This is a genomic window from Neptunicella plasticusilytica (assembly GCF_047922965.1).
GTDB classification, from domain to species: domain Bacteria; phylum Pseudomonadota; class Gammaproteobacteria; order Enterobacterales; family Alteromonadaceae; genus Neptunicella; species Neptunicella plasticusilytica.
In genome coordinates this window covers 3659193-3679604 of the sequence record NZ_CP150481.1, presented here as the reverse complement: position 1 = coordinate 3679604, position 20412 = coordinate 3659193, and the positions used below count along the sequence as shown (strand labels likewise).

Here is a 20412-nt window from a genome sequence, read left to right as displayed (position 1 = left end):
AGATAAAACATAAGACTCAATCTGAGCTCTGTTTTATCTATGGGTAAGGGCGACTAACTACAAGGAATATTATGGGAAAACATGGCGATTATCCTGAACGGTTATGGATAAAGTATTTTATTCTGACGTTGTTGTTATTCATATCAGGTTGCGCCAGTCAACCCGATTCCGAACCACAAGAAGTGATTGGTCAGCAGGACCAACCCGCCGCTAGCCAAATGGAAGTTACCAGTTCACATGGAACCGATGTGCTCGAACCCACTGTGGTGGGCTATGAACCCCAAACATTTGAAGATCCGCTTGAATCAATCAATAGACCTATTTTTGCTTTCAATGACGTCGTTTATCGCTATGCCCTGATTCCTGCCGCTAAGGGCTATTTAAAGGTGATGCCTGAACCGGCACAACAGTCTGTTTCCAATTTTTTTGCCAATATCCGTGAGCCATTAAATGCGGTAAATCATCTTATGCAGGCTAATGGCAGTAATATGGGCAAGAGCCTGGCCCGCTTTGTGATTAATAGTACGGTAGGAATATTAGGTTTTTTCGATCCGGCTGATGCCTGGTTCGGCATTAAAGAGCACAAATCCACACTGGGTGATACGTTGCATAGCTACGGAGTCGATTATGGTGCCTATCTGGTATTGCCCTTACTAGGGCAGTCTGATACCCGTAATGGTTTTTCAACCATTGTCGAAAGCATGGCGAATCCTATCCATCAGGTGACAGACGATCCGCAAACGCTGTATATACAAAGCTATGGAGGATTTCATGATTTCGCTCCTCAAGCTGAAACTTACGAGAAAATGGCAGCGGAGAGTCAAGACAAGTATATATTTTTCCGAAACCTATATCTGGAAGGGTTGTTAAGAGATGAGCAATACAAAGACGAATAACGGCATCTGGGCCAGACTGGTTACCAAGCATTCAAAAATAATTGTTGCCTGTTTCGTTGTATTAATAGCGATAGCGGCCTGGTATAGCCAAAACTTTCGCGTCGACGCGTCAGCAGAAACCTTATTGACAAAAAATAATCAGCTATATATCCAGACCCAGATAATGGACAGTCGTTTTGCGCCTCAGGAATTTATTCTGGTGGCTTACCAACCCAAACAGGGTGATCTGTTTAGTCAACAGACATTTGATGATATCAGTCAACTTAGTGAGGAATTTAAACAGATCGATCGCGTCGACGAGACCACTTCAATATTGAATGTGCCGCTCATTTCTATGCAGGAAGGTTTTGATCCCAGTGTCAATGCCAGTGAATGGAGTTGGCAGAACAAGCACTATAGCCCAGAACAAATGAAGCAGGTTTTTACCGATCACCCGATATATACCGATTTGTTGGTTAATCAGCAGCAAAGTGCCACGGCGATTCAAATCCTGTTCAAGCCAGATCCTGAATTGCAAAAAATCGAAAACCAGATTACTGAGCTGCAAAAAAAACATTTAACCGATGAGTTTACCGAGCAAGACCAGGATAAGATCGAGAAGTTAACTCAGCAGGCTGACCCTATCAAAACCCGCTTGCAGAACGTGCGGCAGAAAGAAATTGATCAGATATACGAGATCACTGACAAAGTGCGGCAACGGGCGAATATCTACCTGGGCGGCGGACAGGTGCTTGCCTATCAACTGATTAAAATTATCAAGAATGATCTGCTGGTATTTGGCAGCGCGATCGCCATTGTAATATGTATTATGTTGCTGTTGTTGTTTCGCCAATGGCGCTGGGTAGTGCTGCCGGTAGTATGTTGTGCCGTCAGTGTGGTGATAACCATGGGGCTGTTCGGCATGCTGGACATGCGAACCACAGTCATCTCATCCAATTTTATTGCCTTGCAGCTTATTTTAACCCTGGCAATAGTGATCCATTTAATTGTCCAGTTCCGACAACTGGCAGAGAAACATCGCGACTATTCTCATCATCAACTGGTGGCAGAAACCATTCACAAAAAGATTGCCCCCTGTTTTTATGCTGGCTTAACGACCTCGGTGGGCTTTGCGTCGCTGATATTCAGCAATATCCAGCCGGTCATCGCGTTTGGCTGGATGATGATAGTGGCAATGCTGGTATCGACTCTGGTAAGTCTTCTGCTTTTCCCTGCCTTGCTTAATTTAATGCCTCTGAAAAAAGTCAAAGCCAGAAGCGAGCATGTATCCAAAGGGATGACAGCGTTGGCCGGATTTGTGCTCAGTCACAAAGCGCTAGTCTTCGTGCTGGGGAGCGGATTGCTGGTTGGTAGCGTGCTGGGAGCGATTAAACTGGATGTAGAAAACAGTTTTATTCACTATTTTAGTGATTCGACCAAAGTCAGGAAAGAACTGGAGTTTATCGATCAGCAATTTGGTGGTTCAACCCCGCTGGATTTTGTTTACGACATTCAGCCCGCCGATAACCCCGATTTAGTCATGACGGCAGAAAATGTCCAAACCTTGCAAAAAATTCAGCACGTGATGGATCAGTATCCGGTGATTGGCAAGGAAATGTCGATAGTTAATTTTACCCAGTTAGCTAAACAGCTGAACGACGGTAAACCATTAACCGAATATGAACTGACCGCAGTTTATCATCTACTCGACAAAGAATTATCCGAACAATTGTTAGGTGCCTATTTTTCGCCTGAGCATCAGCAGGTTCGAATTAGTACTCGTATCAAGGACAGTACCGAAGGATTTAATCGTGCAGAATTTTTACAACGACTACGTAGCGATATTGAAGGGCTCGGGATTGCACCGGGTAGCTATCAGTTAACCAATTTATTCATTCTTTATCAGGACATCCTGCAGCGTTTATTTGAGTCGCAAATTAGCACTTTGGGCATAGTCTATGGCGTATTGGCACTGGTGTTACTGATTATTTTCCGCTCGCTTAAAGTAGCACTGATTGCCATTGTACCTAATATTATCTCTACTATGGTGATACTGGGTTTAATGGGCTGGTTCGGGATCTCGCTGGATTTAATGACCATCACCATTGCTGCCATCGCCATGGGGATCGCGGTGGATGATACCATCCATTTCGTTCACCACTATTTGCAAAGTGTTGAGCAGCAATCGAAGGATGAAGCAATCAAAGCGACCTACCACAGTGTGGGGTTTGCGATGTTATTTACCTCAGTGATCATTACCGCGGGATTCGGCATGTTGGGTTTCTCGGATTTTATTCCCAGTGTCATGTTTGGGCTGCTGACCGGATTGGCGATGCTAATTGCCTTGCTAACGGACTTGACCTTGTTACCGGCAATGTTGAATAAATTTGTGGGTGCGCGTAAGCACACCCACAGCGATGCTTAACAGAGTATTACCAGCTAACCCGCTTATATTCACGGTAAGCGGGTTTCCAAAAATTAGCGTCGATTTTTTCTTGCAATATTTCGTCGCTGATTTCCAATGCCAGACCTTGTTGCTGAGCCACTTTATTAATTGCAAAGGCAATTTTTTTGCTTAATGCTGCGACCTCGGTCAGAGCAGGTAACAACTCTCCGTTCGACTCTACCGGGGAAGATTCGGCCAGGGTTTCACTGGCGGCCATCAACATCTCGTTGGTGATTAAATTAATATTGCCGGCGACCACACCCAAACCGATACCCGGAAAAATATAGGCATTATTGCATTGTGCAATGGGATAGCTGTTACCTTTGTATTCTACCGGTTTAAATGGACTGCCGGTGGCGACAATAGCTTGGCCTTCTGTCCAGTTAATCACATCTTCCGGATGTGCCTCGATCTGCCGGATAGGATTACTTAACGGCATGATAATGGGCTGGGCACAGCGTTGGTGCATGGCTTTGATGACTTCTTCAGTGAACAAACCAGGTTGCCCGGACACTCCGATAAGAATACCAGGCTGGGCGTTGTGCATTACCTCCAGCAGACTCGGGTATTGATTTTCACACTTCCAGCTGGCCAGCTTAGCTTGCGGTTGAGCCAGTTTTTGCTGGAAATCACGCAAACCGCTCATTTCGTCACTTAGCAAACCATAACGATCCACCATAAACAATTGCTGACGGGCTTGTTGTTCGGAAATGCCTTCTGCCACCATCTGGCAAATAATCTGCTCAGCAATACCGCAGCCAGCGGAACCTGCGCCAACAAATACAACATTTTGTTCCGACAATTTCTGTTTTTTATGCCGACAGGCGGCCAGCAAAGTACCAACGGTAACAGACGCAGTGCCCTGAATATCGTCGTTGAAACAGCAAATCCGTTCTTTGTATTTTTCCAGGATAGGCATGGCATTGGGTTGGGCGAAATCTTCAAACTGAAGCATGGCATGGGGCCAGCGACGTTTAACGGCGTTAATGAATAACTCGATAAATTCATCGTAATCCTGCTGACCGATACGTTTGTGTCGGGCGCCCATATACATGGGGTCGTTCAACAGTTTTTCGTTGTTGGTCCCCACGTCCAGCATTATTGGCATAGTGTAAGCCGGGCTTATTCCTCCACAGGCAGTGTAGAGTGACAGTTTGCCAATCGGGATACCCATCCCGCCAATGCCCTGATCTCCCAGACCCAATATGCGCTCGCCATCAGTAACAACTATGACTTTGACCTTCTGTTTAGTGGCGTTATGCAGAATATCGTCAATTTGATCGCGCTCGGACCAGGAGATAAATAAGCCACGATTACTGCGATAGATATCGGAAAATTGCTCACAAGCATCACCCACAGTGGGCGTATAAATGATCGGCATCATTTCTTCCAGGTTTTCCTGGATAAGACGATGGAATAAGGTCTCATTATTGTCCTGAATATTACGCAGATAAATGTGCTTATTGATAGGGGCACGGAAACTGGAATACTGCATATAGGCCCGCTCAACCTGCTCTTCAATGTTTTCATAGCGGGGGGGAATAAGACCGGCCAGATTAAACGCCGCTCGTTCCTGCTTGCTGAAGGCGGCTCCTTTATTGAGTAACGGTGTTTCCAGCAGTGCGGGACCTGAGTGATGAATATACAAGGGACGTTTGGTGGTACTTTTTGTCATTGTGGTTTCCGAAATGATAGGCTCGTGCTGTAGGGCACAGAATGTTATTTATCTTGTTAGGAGTATTCTGCCAGTTTCATCCATACAACACAGCACTAACCTATGATGTATTGTGTAAATTTAAGGCATTTAGAATGAGATCGGAGCAGTTAGCTGACTCACGGCAGGTGACGATAGCCATTTCTGCTCCCTTTCTAGCTCTAAGCGAACCAGCTTACCCGTCAGTTGAGCTGTTCTCTGCTACAACATATAGACCGCCTACCTCTACGGCGGTGACCACGACTTTTGTTCCCTTAGGAAGGGGCTGTGGTAGCTTGGCGCCGGGTTTGACTGTCCATAGGATGCCCGAATAACGGTAAGAAGACAGCTGATCAGCGGATAATTCGCTGGTTAAATTAAAGCTCAGGCCCACGAAATCGGAGGTTTGTCGCTGAGGGTGGACTTTTTCCTGCAAGCGCCTCATCGGTTGCCAGGCGACAATTGCTAAAATGACCGAACTGAGACCTACACTCACCAGCGCGGTTGTCCAGCTGGCATCGAGTAACCCAATCCTCATTGCAATGCCGGTGAATAACGTACCCAATCCAACAAAAAGTAGAAATAGCGTCGCGAATCCCAGTATTCCCGCTTCTATGGCAATAGCCAATATGCCTAGGGCAATCAAGGCTTCCGGCATGTTTGTGGTGAACAAATCCATGACTTAGCCTTTATTATTGAGTGCGTTGATAATAGTGGTGGCCTGGGCAACGACCGAAGACACGTCAGTGGCTGAATCGGGTAGCAATACAACAGAGGATTCCTTCGCAATCGCCTGTTTAGCTTCAATAGCCAGGGTAGCCAGGTCCAGTTGAATGGCTTTTTGACCTTCTTCTGTTTTGGCCACGTTACCGACTTTTTCCAGCGCTTCTGCGCGAGCTTCTGCTACGCGTAAAATTGCAGTGGCTTCCCCTTCGGCTTTGAGGATTTGTTGTTCTTTATCTGCCTGGGCTGCTAATACTATGGCTTGCTTCTGTCCTTCTGCAACGTTGACGGCCGCCTGGCGGTCACCTTCGGATTCGAGTATTTGCGCGCGTTTTTCCCGCTCGGCTTTCATTTGGCGCTCCATCGCTTCCATGACCGAATGGGGCGGTACGATATCTTTAATTTCATAACGCAGGACTTGAACACCCCAGGGCAGGGCAGCTTCGTTTATTGCGTTGACAATGTTAACGTTCAGGCTATCTCGTTCTTCAAAGGTTTTATCCAGCTCCATTTTACCTATTTCACTGCGCATAGTGGTTTGCGCCAGTTGAGTCACAGCGAAACTGTATTCATCCACTCCGTAGGACGCTTTATAGGGATCCAGTACCTTTAAATAGAGCACGCCATCGACAGTCAGCGAGATATTATCCTTGGTGATGGCCCCCTGACTGGGCACATCAATAGCCTGCTCCTTGAGGGAACGGTCATAGGCTACGTTGTCAATAAAAGGTACGATAAAATTCAGCCCTGCTTCCAGTGTGCGGTTAAATTTACCGAAACGTTCAATGACAAATGCGCGATTTTGCGGAACAAATTTGACTGAGGATTTCAATAATACGATGGCCAGAATAATAATGGCCATCTGGTAACTGAAAACGATACTGGTAAGTTGTTCAATTGACATAATGCGTCCTATTGGCTGAACCTCAGCCTTCCTTGTAAAAAATCAAAAACTATTTCTATAGTGAATCTACTCTTGTTGTCAATTCTTGTTCGATGCGCGGAGTCACAAATAGCTCATAGTTATCTGCAACTTATACTCGTTTACTGTGTAAAAATTGCATCACTATTGCGTAAAGGATATTGAGTAAAAACAAAGTGAGTTAAAAAAGTTCATATAAATCATATGGATACATTTTAATTTAAAGTTGGCACGATTCCAGCTTTACCCTAAGTGACACTCTAGTCTAAACACGAAAGGAGATTGTTATGTTAGGTTGGGCACTTACTTTTTTAATCATCGCACTTATCGCCGCAGTACTGGGCTTTACCGGGATTGCAGGAGCCGCGGCAGGTATTGCAAAAATTATATTTGTTGTTTTTGTCGTATTGTTGCTGTTGTCATTAATCGCTAACGCGTTGCGTGGCAGATCCCCCAAGCTGTAGGCAAGTTGAAAGCAGATATTATTAATTAAAACGCAAGGAGAAATAAGATGAACTTTTTGAAAAAATTATTGGCTGTAGCAGTCATGGTAGCGTCTTTTGCAATGGTTACCGCTTGTGGTGACGGTGAAGCTGAAAATGCTGGAGAAAAAGTTGACGAGGCAGTAACAGATGCAGGTAATGCAGTAGAAGATGCCTGTGAAGATGTGAAAGAAAGCGTCGACGCTAAAGACAAAGACTGTTAATAGAGACAGTTTTATACACTATCAGATAAAAGGGGGGAAACCCCCTTTTTTGTGTCTGTAATTTAGTTACTCTACTGCCCAACCAAAGATACGCTATAAAAGGCGTTGAGCCATTTTATAAATAAAAATATAAACACATCAATGAGTTGGTGGGGTTGCTTTATTTTGTTGCAACGCGCTGTCGGACTCGACGCTATCCTTTATCCTACTGTACTGATTTGCCTACACTGAATATGAACTAATTACATTTATTAGGTACTTTTTTCTATATTATTCCTCAATAACAGTATTATTAATTTAATTTTTTCATATATTTCAATGTGTTAAAAAGTTGGCATTGAATTCGCTTTAGTAAATATGAACTTTTACTAAGGAGAGCATTATGAAACGTTCATTAACTTCAATATTAGTTGCAGTAACACTTGGTACCGTCACGTTGTCAGCAAGTGCAAACAATGAATGGAAAGATTCTGCCAAGGACGCCTGGTTGGACGGTAAAGCCGAGACCACATTGCTGTTAAACGGTAATCTTAATTCATTTGATATCGACACCGATGTTAAAAATGGTGTGGTAACCCTGACCGGTTCGGTCGAAAGTGAAGTTGATAAAGCATTGGCTTCAGAACTTGTTGCCTCGCTTGATGGCGTCAGTGAAGTAGAAAACAATCTGACGGTTGTCGAAGACGACATGCAACAGGATAAAGACGGTGAAATGATGACGGGTCTAAAGGACTCTAAAGTCGAAACTGTGGTTAAAACCCGTTTGTTGTTTGAATCAGAAGTCAGTGGACTGGATATCGAAGTGGAAGCTGAAAATGGTGTTGTAACCTTGACAGGTGAAGTCGCCTCTGACGCCGAGCGAGATTTGGCTGGCGCCATTGCCAAAAACACCAATGATGTCAAAAAAGTGAACAATGAATTGAAAGTGACTAGCTAACAACTGGTATCCATAAATGGGACAGGTTCATCAATAAATGATGACAATGACCATTTAGCTAAAAAATCCGTTATCAGATTCTGATAACGGATTTTTTAATATTTTTAATAGAATTGGCATATGCCATAATCTTGAAAATTGCTCAGCATCTATTTTGCTGTTTGGTGATAATGGCATCCAGTAAGTCAAGGCATAGCTGGAAGCGGGCGGCGACGTTCGCCATCAACTCACGAGTATGTTTATCTGATGCGGTTCGGGTTCGTTTGATCAGCAACTGCAAATTATCTGCTTCCAGAGTACGCAGTTTTTCAAGCACTGTCATATCGGTAAAGTCCCAAACCTGATTGATGGCTTCGTGGTACCAGTGGTTCATGTTATCCGATTCGGCTGAAGGTTGATTGCAATCGTAGCCTTGTAGCTCAAGATGTGTGGTGACTTCTTGCAACATTTCCCGTCTGGCGAGCGCCATTTGCTGTAAGGCACTTTTGATCGAATAGCTCTCCACCGAGTCTGCAGCATGAATATAGAACTGCTCACCATCCCGACATATTGCAAGTAGATGGCTTGCAGACATTTCATCTTTGCTGGCGAGTGAGTCAGAAGATACATCTGGCATAATTGCTCCTCTGGGAAAGTTTTTAGTGACAACCTAAAATACACACAATCTTTATGCCATATTGCTAACTCGATGATTTATAACATTTAACTTTGTAGATGGAGTTAAACTAGGACGAGTGACAGGTAATATTTACAACACTTAAAGGAGAATGTTGCAGGGCGGTAGATTGTGTTTAAAAAACTCAATCAGGCTTGGGGATTTGCAAAAAAGTAATTAATACTTGAATAAATTCGCAAACAGGGGTCTTATCTTGATGACTATTTTTTTATTGCTTCAAATTATCTAACCCAACAGGAATTATACTTAATGCCACGACCTAGACTGTTTTTCCATTTGCATCAAACAGCTATTGAGCAAGCTATACTGAATTCAGGCGTGGCGAAAAAGTATATGCTGGCCAAAAGTAATCAAAGCGAAAGCTGGATAGAGCAGTTAGCTAGCGTCGACGCCGACGTGGCACTGATTGAAATTGGCTCTTTTACCGAACAAGAATATATTCGGCTGATTAACAGCAATGAGCTGCATAGCGTTGAGTTGATCTTGTTAAGTGACGGGGAACCCAATGAATACATAGATAATGCCATGTTAAAAGGCGTGGGTTACCATTTTCGCACGCCATATGATATCTCCATTATCGAAGAAACCATTGGTGATATTTTTGAAGACCTGAGCGCAACCAGCCCGAATACGCAAAAAATCGAAACCAGTGAACTTGACCAGTTCGGTCTGTTGGTTGGCTCTTCACGAACTATGCGCAAACTCTACCGGACTATTCGTAAAGTTGCAGCGACCTCGTCCAGTGTGCTGTTAATTGGCGAGAGCGGAGCGGGTAAAGAATTGGTAGCCAATACTATTCATCTGGCCAGCGAGCGTAGTGAAGGTCCTTTTTTGGCGATAAATTGTGGTGCGTTAAGCCCGGAGCTGGTTGATAGTGAACTGTTTGGTCATGTAAAAGGCTCGTTTACTGGCGCTCATCGAGATCACCAAGGTGTGTTTGAACAGGCCAGAGGTGGCACCTTGTTGCTGGATGAAATTACCGAGATGCCTATAGAACACCAGGTTAAATTACTGCGGGTGCTGGAAACCGGTGAGTTTCGTCCTGTAGGTGGTTCCAAGGTGATCGCATCTGATGTTCGTATCATCGCAGCGACTAACCGGGATCCTGCTGAAGCCATTGCTAATAATTTTATTCGCGAAGATTTGTATTTCAGATTGTCCCAATTTCCGATAAACGTTCCGCCACTTAGGGATAGAGGAGATGATATTGTCGGCCTGGCTAAACATTTTCTGGCTTATCGCAATGCCAAAGATAACCAGACTAAACAGGTATCGGAAACGGCCCTGAATGTTTTAGCCCAGCATCGTTGGCCCGGCAATGTCAGGGAACTCAAGCACGTTATCGAGCGGGCCTATATTCTCTCTGACGAGGTCATTCTGCCCGAACATTTAATACTCGATCAGGTCACTGACTGTGAAATAGCACAAACAGACGCTGCTATTCCTGCTGGCATGCCGCTGCAGGAGATGGAGCGAATTGCGATTGAAAAAACCCTTAATGATAATCTCGGCAATAAATCTGATACCGCCGAGCAATTAGGTATTAGTGTTAAAACGCTCTACAACAAGTTGGAAAAATATCAGGATAGTTGATTACTGACTTTCCGCTTTAAGGGGAGCCAAAACGTTGAGTGACGTAGGATTAACTTTGATCACTAACTTCTCTGCCGAATAGGTCTCGCCATCTACTACATAATGAATTGTCCGATCTGATTCAATATGGATTTTGCGGGCGTGCATATGTTTGACGTGTTCAGAACGATATTCTGTTGATAGACCCGACAAGGCCAATTCGGACAAACTAAACATGTTTTCGCCAATCCCTGCAGAGGGAGGCAACCAGGTAACATCCAGTAATCCGTCTTCAATATCCGGTTCTCCTCCACCTTGCGCTAATACGGTAGTAAAGGGCGCAGCATTAGCAATAACCAGACTGCAAGCTTCGATTTGCTGCTTGTCCTGATCATCTATTTGAATATCAAACGTCATCGAGTGGTTCAGATTCATTGCTTGCCACAATCCCTGAAGATAGGCCAGTTGACCGAACTGGTTCTTTTCTTCCCGATTGGCCAGCTCGACCATCTGTTGTTCAAAACCGATGCCCACTACCAGTAACAACAACTGCCCATTACAATTGGCTGTATCAATACGCCGCACCGTATGCTCAATAATATTGTCGCACGCGACTTCGATAGGCATGATTTTGCTGTTGGAGCCCAGCAATACATGGGCTAACGCATTTGCTGTTCCCATCGGGATAATGCCCAAAGTCAAATCGGTGTTGACCAGTTCCTGGGCGACGTCGGTCAGAGTGCCATCCCCACCGCAGGCGATAAGAGTTGTGGCACCACTATTAATTGCCTGACGGGCGAGCTGACGGGCGCTAGTTTCTTTGGTGGTCTCGACCATTTTCAACTGCAAAAATGGACTAAGGCGTTGTTCAATTTCCTCTTTATTCTCCGTCCATTTTCCGCCTCCGGAAACTGGATTGGCGATTATCCAAGCCTGGTCACGCAAATCCAGATGTTTTTTCTGGTGTATTTTATTCAATGCTTTAAGTTGAAACTTGTTCAGACCAGCAGTACGTCTGACACCCTGTACGTTTTTCAGTGCTTGTGTAACGGATAAATTGATATTTTTACTCAGCAGATAGGCCACCACTACCAGAACGGAACGGCCTCGACCCAATGCACAATGTACCACTACGCCTTTTCCGGCTCTGCGCTGGTTTTCTATCCAATTTACGGCCTTGAGCAGTTCGGTCTGAGACGGGCTTTGATGATCCAGCACCGGCACATTGAGATAGGCAAGATCTTCCGACTGTGCCGTCCAGTCCAGCCCGTCAAATTCGGCGGTAACATCCAGAATAGCCTTTACGCCAAGTTGGGTTAGTTCGTCAATATCGGATGGAAACAGACGACATGCCAGAAACAAATTGTGTTTTACTTTCTGGATCGGAGGGACTTTGTCGGTCCTTCTGGCCCACATATTGTAGAAATGAATGCCTAACAGATAAGGAATAAAGAGCCAGCGAATATAAATTGGAATACTGCCGTTCTGCTTTTTGCGAAATAACTGTGGCGTGCTGAATAAATACGCAGCGCTGACGCAGGATAGCGATAAACCAATCCAGCCGAGAAGGAGTGCAATATACCAGTTGGGAATGATGAAGGCTATGAACAAGGCGCTGAGGGCGCCAGCGAGATAGTATTTTACAATAAACATATCATCCTTAAACAGTTTGGCTAATGTACTTCAACCGGTTTGCGTCGTTCTGCAATGATCAACCCACAGGCTGCTATCGCTGCGAGCGGAGCGACAAACCACCAAGGCATATTATTCATCATAGCTGTAATACCGGCAATCATACACCAGCAAAATGCTATTACAGCAAGCAGTCCCCGATATTTTGAGCCGGTTAACAACAATAGTGACAGTGTCGCCAGAGCGGTGGGGGTGGGCATCATGCCAACTAGCGGAATATGCCACCAGCTTTGCCCGCTGAAAGAGGCGGCCAATGTGGGTAACAGCATGCAGCATGCCAGACCGGCGTAACCGATTTTGCTGTATCGGTGAAAGTAGGGAGAATAAAACTGGATCTTGCTGGAAAGCCAAATAAATAATAGTCCTTGCACCACAAAGGCTACGGCATAAATACTGGCTAGCGGGGTTAAAGGCAGGTAAAAATGGTAGTGAAAATACACGCCTACCCAAATCCAGCACGCTGCCATAATCCGGCACACCGTTTTACTGCGATTGTTCTGGTGCAACAACCACAGCAACCATAAACAAATGATCAGGGAAGAAATTTGCAAGGGCCAGCTTTGGTGATTGTAGTCTGCAACAAATTGCAGATAGTTATCGACCTTCAATGTAAAAAAATCTGACAATGCGCTAGTAGACGAATCCGTCACAATATTGACTCCGTTTCATTTTCGGTTACCGGTTTGATGATGCAGAATATATGAATCGACTCCTGAAAATGCCTTGCAAACATCAGTGTTGGCGTACGAAAAACAAACGGCGTTTTCGTCCGGTTAAACTCATATCGCTAATGCAAAGCAATAAATAGGCCAAAAATCAAAGGGATAGAGAACTTTACAATGCTACATCATTTCTTCTGTAGAGAAGATAAGCAGCCACTGGACTATTGTTGATTAAAATCGGGACGGCGAGCAAATTTACCCAGATAGTAAAGCAATAATACCACTCCACAGAGCAGTACATTGGAATAGAACAGGGTAGGACCATCCCATTGTTTCAGGATCAGTCCACCTGCGTATGGAGCGAAGGCAAATCCCAGCGAAAATAGTGACGCCGCGCCAAAATAAGCACCTTTCATATGACTGGGTGCCAGCCTGTCGACCTGAATATTCATAGTTGGAAACAAAATGGCTTCACCCAGACTCATCACAAAAATAGCGGCTATCCAGCCCCAATAAAGATTGATTGGGTTTATTGCTAACATCAGCTGTCCTAGTGCCAGCAGTAGCATTCCGAAACAGACTCGCTGGTTAAGGCTGTATTTACCCAGCAGTTTAAGCAGAATAAATTGAAACAGAATAATAGTCAGTGCATTGGTTAGAATAATGGCACTAATGAGTTCAACCACTTCAGGCATGCCAGCATGATTGAGATACTGGATCAATGAGGTATCCATATGGGCATATATGTACAGCACCAGAATGTTGCCCAGCACTAATAGCAGAAACGTCTGATCGCGTGCCAGTAATCCCATCGTCTTACTTAGGCTGAAAGGATTTTTAGTGAATTGTTTGTCCAGCCCGGGCTTTAGATGAAATCCCCATAATACAGCTAAAGTGAGTATCAAAAATACCAATGCAGTCGCATAAAAAGTCGTTTGTTGGGCAGTAATGCCTAGCCAGACACCAGCTAAAGGACCCACGGCCGCCCCGACGTTGATAGCAAAATAGCGAAACTGCAGGGCAAATTCGCGTACCTCCATTTGTGGTAGTAGGTCACTCATCAGTGCTTTGGCCGCCGGATCCCATATTTCCTTGCTGACCGAACACAAGATCATGCTTATTGCATAAAGAACCAGTGCCTCAGCTTCGGCCAGCAGCGAGAATCCACCTATCGACAGTAAACCGGCCGCCAATAGCATATTTCGCCGCCCGAATTTGTCCGTTAGCGTGCCACTGTAAAAACCGATAAATATTGCCACCGTTGCAGCGATAGTGAGTATCAAGCCAACTTGCCATTCATTTAGCCCAAATTGCTGGTATAAAATAATCGCCATAAAAGGCCACACCATAAAAAAGGTGCCACGCGAGAAAAACACCCCAATGATCAGGATCCAGACAAGAGGCGGGAATTGGCGTAACCAGGTTAGAAACATTCAGCAAGGCCTGACATGAACTGCGGCTAAATAAAGTACGTAGTTTATATAAACAGCGAGATACGAACAATCTAATCCTGCCAATAGCAGTATTAACCTGATCTCGATGTATGGATTGAGGTTAGTTAATAGTGCACCAAGTAGGTTGGTGGATTTATAAGCAATAAAATGGGTTATTGACTATGCTAGAGGCTGCTTATTTTTCATTCAATACTGCTGGCTGGCATCTCTTCTTTCCATAAGGCAGATTAACTTACTTACAAGTCCAAGGAGGGGGGATCTTTTGAACCCTAGAACACACATATGACAGCACTTAACCCGGGTATCCAGTTCAGAGAAACCATGAGTGGCGGATTTTCGCTAGAGACCATAGACTACAAGATTGGCTGTGAGCAGGGGCAATGGGCCGGCACCGAATTGGCCATGCACGCTCAGGTGGATATTGATGATATTGATCAATTTATCTCGGATCGGGCACATCCTGGCCGGTTGTCCGGCAGTATTGACTTTCCGCCAATGGGTAAAGGCATCCAAGCGCATAGCGGTTTATTCAACCTGTTTTATCCCAGTGATGATCCCACAGTCAAATTAATGGTGTATGAGCTGGGTTTTGTGCATCAGGGTCAGCAATATTATTTAGCCGGCAAAAAAGAAGTACGTGATGATACCGGCTTCGATCTCTGGTCAGATACCACAACCTTGTATACCTCATTACATTCTGGCACTGATAAGTCAGCTCAAGTGGTAGGAGCCGGTATTTTGCGTCTGGGCGTGACTGATTTAATCAGGCTGGTATCGACCATTAACGTGCTTAACGCCGAGTCTGCAGCGGATAAGTTAAAGACAGTGGGAAAATTCGGCCATTTCTTTATGGGCGAATTGTGGGACACCTACGCCAAGCATTTTTAATTCCGGCATATTATGCGGATATTGTCTAAAATTTGTCACAAACAAAGATATTTATCCTCGCCACCATGTTTTTATTAAATGTCGGAAAATGCAGGGAACGAATATCAAATAGGGGAAAACGGGAGGGAACATGGCGGTGCAATACGATTACCAGGCCATTGTCATCGGCAGTGGCTTTGGCGGAGCAGTCAACGCTTGCAGGTTAGCCAAAAAGTGGCCAGCGCAGGTCATGCTGTTAGAGCGCGGCAAACGCTATCCAATGGGATCATTCCCGCGTAAACCCCACGATATGGCAAATAATTTCTGGAACCTTGCCGAGGAGCCCCGTCAGCGTCCCGCCAATATTGACACTAAAGATATGGACGGCATGTTTGATATTCAGCATTTCGATCATATGGACGCGGTGGTATGTGCCGGTTTGGGTGGGGGATCGCTGATCTACGCCAATGTATTCTTGCAACCGCCGGACGAGGTGTTTGATCACCGATGGCCGCAAACTTGTAAGAAAGCGGATTTACAACCTTATTACCAAGTGGCGAAGTCTGTGCTGGGAGCCAGGCCAGTGCCGCAAAATAGTGATCCCAGACGTCAAATTATCCGCACCGGACTTTTTGAGAATTTTGCCAAGCATGAAGGACGCGAGTCGCAACTCGTCGACATCAACGTGTTTTTTGGCAACGATTTTGAGCAACCGCTGGATATTGGCGTACAGCAGAAAAATCGCTACGGTGCAGTACAAACCTCTTGTGTGTATTGTGCTGAATGTGACGTGGGCTGCAATACCCACTCGAAAAATACCACCGATCTCAATTATCTGTTTGTGGCTGAGCATCAATATCAGGCCGAGATTAAAACCAGCATGGTGGCCGAAAAAATTGTGCCGTTAAACGAGCAAGGACAGGACGATAATACCGCCACAGGTGAATGGGGCTATCGGGTTTACTGGCTGGATTTGACTAATAACAAAGTGCAATGCAGTGCTGTTACCCGGCGGGTGATCGTATCGGCAGGCACCTTGGGTACTAATGAACTGTTGCTGCGTTGCCGCGATATTTATCAAACTTTGCCGCTTATAAATCAACAGCTTGGCCAGCACTTTTCTGGTAACGGAGACTTTTTGGCGTTTGTAATTAATGCTGACAAGCCAGCCGATCCTAACTACGGTCCGGTGATTACCCAAAAAATCGATTACAATTTGTTTAGTGATTTTGACAGAAGTAAAGCCTTTATCCTCGAGGATGCCAGCTATCCTAATTTTGCCGCCTGGTACACCGAAGGCCTGAAGCCCGGCTTTTCCCATTTGCGGGCGCTATGGCGCACTATCCGGGTTTTTATTCAACGTTTTATCGGCGGGGCGACTACTGGCAAGGTGGGTTATGCATTTAGCCAATTACTCAAAGGTGATATGTCATTTAACAGCGCGGTATTGTTGTGCATGGGGCTGGATAACAGTGAAGGAAAAATAGCACTGGATAGCTCAGGCGTGATTAATATTAACTGGCCGTATAAACAAAATATGAGTCTGTACCAGGCCATTTTGGATATGGGCAAACGCTTTACTCGCTGGGCGGGGGGTAAGCATTTTATACCTCTTCCCAATTGGCTTTGGCCCATGCGTAGCAATGTTACGGTGCACGCATTAGGCGGATGCCGATTGGCCGATGAGCCATCCCAGGGGGTAACCAGTGCCGAAAAGGACAAATTTGGCCAGGTATTTGGTTATACCGGGCTGTATGTGGCAGACGGTTCACTGGTCCCCACTGCCGTTGGAGCCAATCCGGTTGCTACTATTACCGCGTTATCCGAGAGAGTGGCTGAAGGGATCACCGGGATTACGCCTGATGCCGAAGGCGAACTATAGGGAAGTGTTATGAGTGCATGGCAAAAAATTAAACAGTCGGTAGTAAGCAGTAACCGTTCTGATCAGTTTCTGGAGGGGATTGTTCAACCTGACGAGAATCGCGGTAATCGTTTATGTGTGTCGGTGAGTGATATTCATCTGACTGATGGTACTGTGGGCTTTCAGAATCTCGGTGATCATGCCTGGCAACTTTTTTATAATTCAATTCTGCAACGCTGTAAAAACTATTATGTTGATGAAGTACTGTTTGTACTTGATGGTGATATTGTCGATATGATCCGCAGCAGTCGCTGGGTCGAAAACGGTATTTATCCCTGGGAGCGGCAACGCAGTGCTGAATTTTCTGCAGTGATTAACCAGATTATTCAGGATATCGTCGAGCATAAGCACAAATCCTTTTTCGATATGTTGAAAGCGTTGCCTGCAAGACTGAGAGAAGAAGCGGCGGTCAAACAGGTTAAGGTCGTGATTACCTTGGGTAATCATGATAAGGAATTGTTTTGTGATCAGCAGGCACTCAGCTATTTTTATGAACAGGCGTTAGGGATTAGGCTGGACGATATTTCACTGGCCGAAAGACAATTGATAGGTCGGATGTACGGTGATGAAGCAATGTTTGAAAGTTTATCCAGCGCACCTTATATGCCGTTTTATTATGGTGATACGGGTTTTCGTTTTTTTACTACCCATGGGCAGTGGCGAGACAAGGACAACAGCCGCAGTATCAAAGCCGAGGATGGCCTGCCAGGTTGGTCGGCCAGTGAAGGATGGCAAACAGAAAAATGGCAGCAGCTGGGTTATTCGCCTTTTTTATTACCCTGCTTTGGTGATTCGGTAGCTGCCGGAGTGTTATCGACTTTTATTTATAAGGTGAAAAGGCAACTGGATGAAAATGGCTGCCAGGATACTCGCCTAAACAGTATTTTGGATGAACTGGACTTATACCGCCCTACCTATGCTGCCTTGACCCGAATATTGAAAGAAACTAGTGATATGCGCAGTGACGGGCGAGGCGAAACGGCCATCAAGATAATTGAAGAAACCCTATATCATTGTATTATCGAGTGGTTGAGTTGGGATTTTACCTATCAGTCTACCTCTTCGTTTCGTGGCACATTATTACGCACCGGTAAACGCTTGCTTGAATGGTTGAGATCAATGGGACATGGGTTGGAAATTAAAGGTCTAGCCAGTTTATTGAGGATAATCGAATTTCTGAATCAGTTCTTTCGTCGAAGCATTACACTCAACGAAATGGGACGATTTCCCGCCTTTATGCCAGAATATCGCCATTATCAGTTCCAGATCCATGGCGAAGGGCATACGCATATGCCGCTACAGGAACAGCCTAATATTGAAGGATTACGTTCCAGTACCTACATTAATTTCGGCACTTGGCGAGATCAGATAGTGATTAGAAAAGATCGCGGTTATCGGCGTCAGGGAGTGCTCAGAGCTCTGTATATTCTGGATTTGGTAAACCGCTGCGATGATCCTGGTCAACCCCCTCGTACGTTTGATTATTTTGTTGAAGATGTGGTGAACTGGGGTGACTTCAAAGATGCCTTGAATGAATGCGGTAAGGTTCAGATGAAGTTCTAATCGGGGAGGGAGCAATGTTGCTGACAGGTAAACTACTGTATACAGCGGTGTTATTGATGTTAGCGGTGAATACCGGCGTGGCGAATACCCAGAATGCCAGTATCGCCGCTGACAAAAAACAGCAAGTGATAGAAATTCATCGAAAGGTGATTACGCAACTGGTGCAATCTGCAGATGTGCAACAATGCCTTGACCGTGAGCAACATAAAGCTGATTCACTGCAGACCATCTTGCAAATCGATCAAAAATGGCCCACTCAGGTTCAGTATGTTCATCGGGTTATCGAACATCCTTGCGCCAAGCTGTTCAAACAATATATTCAGGATCCGGTCTATCACTTTTCTGAAATTATGCTGACAGATGACAGCGGAGCATTGGTAGCGGCTTACCCAAGACCCAGTGACTATTGGCAAGGTGACGAGCAAAAATTTATTCAGCCAGCGGCGACGAGTAAAAAGTATATTAGCCATGAGGACTGGGATGCCAGTACCGGAACATTCTCCTTTTTTATCAGCGTACCGGTTTTTTATTCACAGCATTTTGCCGGCGTGTTGATCACCGGCATTAATGTGACGACAGAGTATCTGGATCAATTGTCGATGCAGGAATTACTGATAATTGATGTTAAACCCGAAGACGAAAGTAATATCAAGCCGGACCAATAAATGATTACTCAAAACGCGTTCAGCGGCATACCCTGTTAACATCCTAATTTATCCGCATAGGCAAACAAGGCCGGTGCCCCTCCGGTATGCCAGAACAAGATATTGTCATTGCTGCTGAATTGATTGGTTCTAATCATATCTAGCAGTGCGCTCATTGCTCTGGCAGTATACACCGGGTCTAGCAGGATCCCTTCGGCGGTGGCTAATAGTGAAATCGCGGCCTTGTCCTGTTGGCTAATAACGCCGTAACCTTGCCCGATATAGTGATTATTCAGCTGAATATCCGCGCTATCCAACTTCACTTGGGCGTTGATCATCGTTGCAGTTTGATTGGCTAAAGTCAGGATCTTGTCCTGTAACGGCACAGCATCGCCTTCACCTTTATCATTATTGATGCCGATAATCTGGCACTGGCTGTTAAATATTTTGGCCCCCAGCGCTAGTCCGGCATGGGTACCGCCGGAACTCGACGCGAAGACAATATGGGTGAATGAGATTTGCTGCTGTTGCTGCTGAAGTTGCAATTCTTTAAACGCCTCCAGGTAAGCCAGAGCTCCCAGTTCGTTTGAACCCCCGTAAGGCACAACATAAGGTTGTTTTCCTTGGCTTTTAAGTTGTTTGACTAATTCGGGGATATCTTCACCTTTACGATTTTCGCCCGCCCAATGCACATGGGCACCAAACAGGTTATCCAATAACAAGTTACCGGTTATTGCTGGCGGGGCCTCTCCGCCCAATACCAGATGGCATTCCATTTGCAGCTTCGCCGCCGCGGCGGCGGTTTGGCGGCAATGATTAGACTGACCTGCGCCTGCGGTAATGATGGTATCCGCTCCTTTTTTCAGTGCGTCAGCCAAAATAAACTCGAGTTTGCGGGTTTTATTGCCGCCTAATGCCAGACCAGTTTGATCATCCCGTTTGATGTACAGTTTGGGGCCACCTAAACGGGCCGTTAATTGCTCAAGTTCAGCCACCGGGGTGGGCAAAAAAGCTAACTTCTGTTTACTCATAGGTGTGTAGGTCATGGTATTCCTCGTC

18 protein-coding genes are annotated in these 20412 nt (G+C 45.3%); 10 read left to right on the top strand and 8 right to left on the bottom strand.

From position 1 onward, the window contains the following. Window positions 1–71: 71 nt before the first annotated feature. Both V1467_RS16505 and V1467_RS16500 read left to right on the top strand, forming a co-directional pair. On the top strand, window positions 72–896 hold the full coding sequence (locus V1467_RS16505; RefSeq protein WP_416306067.1) for a VacJ family lipoprotein: 825 nt from the start codon (window positions 72–74) through the stop codon (window positions 894–896). Continuing rightward, window positions 874–3300: an efflux RND transporter permease subunit gene (locus V1467_RS16500; protein ID WP_416306066.1), complete on the top strand. Its 2427-nt coding sequence runs from the start codon at window positions 874–876 to the stop codon at window positions 3298–3300. Before V1467_RS16505 ends, V1467_RS16500 begins: the two co-directional genes overlap by 23 nt. A 7-nt stretch (window positions 3301–3307) precedes the next feature. Here the strand turns inward: V1467_RS16500 and V1467_RS16495 are convergent, their stop codons facing one another. The 3 genes from V1467_RS16495 to V1467_RS16485 all read right to left on the bottom strand — a co-directional run bounded on the left by V1467_RS16495 (window position 3308) and on the right by V1467_RS16485 (window position 6641). After that, window positions 3308–4996 (bottom strand): NAD-dependent malic enzyme, encoded by a 1689-nt coding sequence (locus V1467_RS16495; RefSeq protein ID WP_416306065.1) that lies wholly within the window; start codon window positions 4994–4996, stop codon window positions 3308–3310. Window positions 4997–5210: 214 nt separating this feature from the next. After that, the gene (locus tag V1467_RS16490; RefSeq protein ID WP_416306064.1) at window positions 5211–5693 is read right to left on the bottom strand and encodes an NfeD family protein; all 483 of its coding nucleotides are present in this window, start codon (window positions 5691–5693) and stop codon (window positions 5211–5213) included. Between the two features lie 3 nt (window positions 5694–5696). Continuing rightward, window positions 5697–6641, bottom strand: coding sequence for an SPFH domain-containing protein (locus tag V1467_RS16485; protein WP_416306063.1), 945 nt, complete (start codon window positions 6639–6641; stop codon window positions 5697–5699). A gap of 305 nt (window positions 6642–6946) precedes the next feature. Between V1467_RS16485 and V1467_RS16480 the strand changes: the two genes are divergently transcribed. The 3 genes from V1467_RS16480 to V1467_RS16470 all read left to right on the top strand — a co-directional run bounded on the left by V1467_RS16480 (window position 6947) and on the right by V1467_RS16470 (window position 8302). Beyond that, window positions 6947–7123 (top strand): DUF1328 family protein, encoded by a 177-nt coding sequence (locus V1467_RS16480; protein WP_416306062.1) that lies wholly within the window; start codon window positions 6947–6949, stop codon window positions 7121–7123. Between the two features lie 47 nt (window positions 7124–7170). After that, entirely contained in the window at window positions 7171–7365 is a 195-nt protein-coding gene (locus V1467_RS16475) for a hypothetical protein (protein ID WP_416308737.1), read from the top strand. A 382-nt stretch (window positions 7366–7747) separates the two neighbouring features. Continuing rightward, window positions 7748–8302, top strand: coding sequence for a BON domain-containing protein (locus V1467_RS16470; protein ID WP_416306061.1), 555 nt, complete (start codon window positions 7748–7750; stop codon window positions 8300–8302). Window positions 8303–8444: 142 nt separating this feature from the next. Here V1467_RS16470 and V1467_RS16465 read toward each other — a convergent pair whose 3' ends face one another. Further along, window positions 8445–8918 carry a hypothetical protein gene (locus V1467_RS16465; RefSeq protein WP_416306060.1) on the bottom strand — a complete coding sequence of 158 codons (474 nt, stop codon included), beginning with the start codon at window positions 8916–8918 and terminating at the stop codon, window positions 8445–8447. Window positions 8919–9227: 309 nt separating this feature from the next. Here V1467_RS16465 and V1467_RS16460 point away from each other — a divergent pair, with 309 nt between their 5' ends. Then, window positions 9228–10571 carry a sigma-54 interaction domain-containing protein gene (locus tag V1467_RS16460; protein WP_416306059.1) on the top strand — a complete coding sequence of 448 codons (1344 nt, stop codon included), beginning with the start codon at window positions 9228–9230 and terminating at the stop codon, window positions 10569–10571. Here V1467_RS16460 and V1467_RS16455 read toward each other — a convergent pair whose 3' ends face one another. The 3 genes from V1467_RS16455 to V1467_RS16445 form a co-directional block, all read right to left on the bottom strand. Continuing rightward, window positions 10572–12203 (bottom strand): diacylglycerol kinase family protein, encoded by a 1632-nt coding sequence (locus V1467_RS16455; protein ID WP_416306058.1) that lies wholly within the window; start codon window positions 12201–12203, stop codon window positions 10572–10574. A gap of 20 nt (window positions 12204–12223) precedes the next feature. Continuing rightward, entirely contained in the window at window positions 12224–12892 is a 669-nt protein-coding gene (locus V1467_RS16450; RefSeq protein WP_416306057.1) for a DUF6064 family protein, read from the bottom strand. A gap of 233 nt (window positions 12893–13125) precedes the next feature. Next, entirely contained in the window at window positions 13126–14337 is a 1212-nt protein-coding gene (locus V1467_RS16445) for an MFS transporter (RefSeq protein ID WP_416306056.1), read from the bottom strand. A 303-nt stretch (window positions 14338–14640) separates the two neighbouring features. Here V1467_RS16445 and V1467_RS16440 point away from each other — a divergent pair, with 303 nt between their 5' ends. The 4 genes from V1467_RS16440 to V1467_RS16425 all read left to right on the top strand — a co-directional run bounded on the left by V1467_RS16440 (window position 14641) and on the right by V1467_RS16425 (window position 19374). Continuing rightward, the gene (locus V1467_RS16440) at window positions 14641–15246 is read left to right on the top strand and encodes a hypothetical protein (protein WP_416306055.1); all 606 of its coding nucleotides are present in this window, start codon (window positions 14641–14643) and stop codon (window positions 15244–15246) included. A 130-nt stretch (window positions 15247–15376) separates the two neighbouring features. Then, window positions 15377–17107 carry a GMC oxidoreductase gene (locus V1467_RS16435; RefSeq protein ID WP_416306054.1) on the top strand — a complete coding sequence of 577 codons (1731 nt, stop codon included), beginning with the start codon at window positions 15377–15379 and terminating at the stop codon, window positions 17105–17107. 9 nt (window positions 17108–17116) lie between these two features. Beyond that, a complete protein-coding gene (locus tag V1467_RS16430; protein ID WP_416306053.1) occupies window positions 17117–18709 on the top strand; it encodes a hypothetical protein in 1593 nt (530 codons plus the stop codon). A 14-nt stretch (window positions 18710–18723) separates the two neighbouring features. Next, window positions 18724–19374, top strand: a complete 651-nt coding sequence (locus V1467_RS16425; protein WP_416306052.1) for a hypothetical protein — start codon at window positions 18724–18726, stop codon at window positions 19372–19374. A gap of 35 nt (window positions 19375–19409) precedes the next feature. Here V1467_RS16425 and V1467_RS16420 read toward each other — a convergent pair whose 3' ends face one another. After that, a complete protein-coding gene (locus tag V1467_RS16420; RefSeq protein ID WP_416306051.1) occupies window positions 19410–20399 on the bottom strand; it encodes a D-cysteine desulfhydrase family protein in 990 nt (329 codons plus the stop codon). Window positions 20400–20412 lie beyond the last annotated feature (13 nt).

Bases quoted from the DNA above. Each gene is read 5' to 3' on its own strand.
- V1467_RS16430 (WP_416306053.1), top strand. From the start codon at position 17,117: ATGAGTGCATGGCAAAAAATTAAACAGTCGGTAGTAAGCAGTAACCGT.
- V1467_RS16485 (WP_416306063.1), bottom strand. From the start codon at position 6,641: ATGTCAATTGAACAACTTACCAGTATCGTTTTCAGTTACCAGATGGCC.
- V1467_RS16505 (WP_416306067.1), top strand. From the start codon at position 72: ATGGGAAAACATGGCGATTATCCTGAACGGTTATGGATAAAGTATTTT.
- V1467_RS16440 (WP_416306055.1), top strand. From the start codon at position 14,641: ATGACAGCACTTAACCCGGGTATCCAGTTCAGAGAAACCATGAGTGGC.
- V1467_RS16460 (WP_416306059.1), top strand. From the start codon at position 9,228: ATGCCACGACCTAGACTGTTTTTCCATTTGCATCAAACAGCTATTGAG.
- V1467_RS16470 (WP_416306061.1), top strand. From the start codon at position 7,748: ATGAAACGTTCATTAACTTCAATATTAGTTGCAGTAACACTTGGTACC.
- V1467_RS16435 (WP_416306054.1), top strand. From the start codon at position 15,377: ATGGCGGTGCAATACGATTACCAGGCCATTGTCATCGGCAGTGGCTTT.
- V1467_RS16465 (WP_416306060.1), bottom strand. From the start codon at position 8,918: ATGCCAGATGTATCTTCTGACTCACTCGCCAGCAAAGATGAAATGTCT.
- V1467_RS16475 (WP_416308737.1), top strand. From the start codon at position 7,171: ATGAACTTTTTGAAAAAATTATTGGCTGTAGCAGTCATGGTAGCGTCT.
- V1467_RS16420 (WP_416306051.1), bottom strand. From the start codon at position 20,399: ATGACCTACACACCTATGAGTAAACAGAAGTTAGCTTTTTTGCCCACC.
- V1467_RS16500 (WP_416306066.1), top strand. From the start codon at position 874: ATGAGCAATACAAAGACGAATAACGGCATCTGGGCCAGACTGGTTACC.
- V1467_RS16455 (WP_416306058.1), bottom strand. From the start codon at position 12,203: ATGTTTATTGTAAAATACTATCTCGCTGGCGCCCTCAGCGCCTTGTTC.
- V1467_RS16490 (WP_416306064.1), bottom strand. From the start codon at position 5,693: ATGGATTTGTTCACCACAAACATGCCGGAAGCCTTGATTGCCCTAGGC.
- V1467_RS16495 (WP_416306065.1), bottom strand. From the start codon at position 4,996: ATGACAAAAAGTACCACCAAACGTCCCTTGTATATTCATCACTCAGGT.
- V1467_RS16480 (WP_416306062.1), top strand. From the start codon at position 6,947: ATGTTAGGTTGGGCACTTACTTTTTTAATCATCGCACTTATCGCCGCA.
- V1467_RS16445 (WP_416306056.1), bottom strand. From the start codon at position 14,337: ATGTTTCTAACCTGGTTACGCCAATTCCCGCCTCTTGTCTGGATCCTG.
- V1467_RS16425 (WP_416306052.1), top strand. From the start codon at position 18,724: ATGTTGCTGACAGGTAAACTACTGTATACAGCGGTGTTATTGATGTTA.